Raw genomic sequence first — 980 nt, forward strand, 5'->3', positions numbered from 1 at the left:
ACCGAAGACGACGTTTTCGCCTACGTGACATCACCGGCATTCGACGCCGACAACACCACGGGCGGCGTGCGCGCTCCCATGTTGCGCCGCGGCCGCACCGCACCTCAGAAACGCGTGCTGGAAGCGGACGACGACACCCCGAAGCTTCACAAGGTGCTCGCCGAAGCCGGCATGGGTTCGCGCCGCGATATGGAAGAACTGATCGTGGCCGGACGGGTATCGGTGAATGGCGAGCCGGCGCACATCGGCCAGCGCATCATGCCGACCGACCAGGTGCGTATCAACGGCAAGCCGGTGAAGCGCAAGCTCGCGAGCAAGCCGCCGCGTATCCTGCTGTATCACAAGCCGACGGGCGAGATCGTGAGTCACGCCGATCCCGAAGGCCGTCCTTCGGTCTTCGACAACCTCCCGCCGATGAAAACGGCCAAGTGGCTCGCGGTCGGGCGTCTCGACTTCAACACGGAAGGTTTGTTGCTGCTGACAACATCGGGCGATCTGGCCAACCGGTTCATGCATCCGCGTTACAGCGTCGAGCGTGAATACGCGGTGCGGGTGGTGGGCGAATTGTCAGAAGGCATGCGCCAGAAGCTGCTGCACGGCGTGGAGCTGGAAGACGGCCCGGCCAATTTCCTGCGTATCCGCGATGGCGGCGGCGAAGGCACCAATCACTGGTATCACGTGGCGCTGGCTGAAGGCCGCAACCGCGAAGTGCGCCGCATGTTCGAGGCGGCCGGCCTGATGGTGAGCCGGCTGATCCGTACCCGGCACGGCCCGATCGCGTTGCCCAAGGGGCTCAAGCGCGGCCGCTGGGAAGAACTTGAAGACAATGAAGTGCGTGACCTGCTGGCATCGGTCGGACTCAAGGCGCCGGCCGAAGAGCGGGGTTCACGCAGCGCCGCGCCGCGCGTGCAGATTGATCCGCTGCAAACATCGATGGGCATCATCTCGCGTGAGCCGGTGCTCAGTTCGCACGGCCGCTT

At 64.8% G+C, this 980-nt stretch carries 1 protein-coding gene; it reads left to right on the forward strand.

Going from position 1 to position 980, the window contains the following annotated elements; genetic code table 11:
- A partial coding sequence (rluB, locus tag EOS_RS42560) for a 23S rRNA pseudouridine(2605) synthase RluB (RefSeq protein ID WP_047898265.1) occupies positions 1-980 on the forward strand: 980 nt, incomplete at both ends.

Source organism: Caballeronia mineralivorans PML1(12) (assembly GCF_001028175.1).
GTDB lineage: Bacteria > Pseudomonadota > Gammaproteobacteria > Burkholderiales > Burkholderiaceae > Caballeronia > Caballeronia mineralivorans.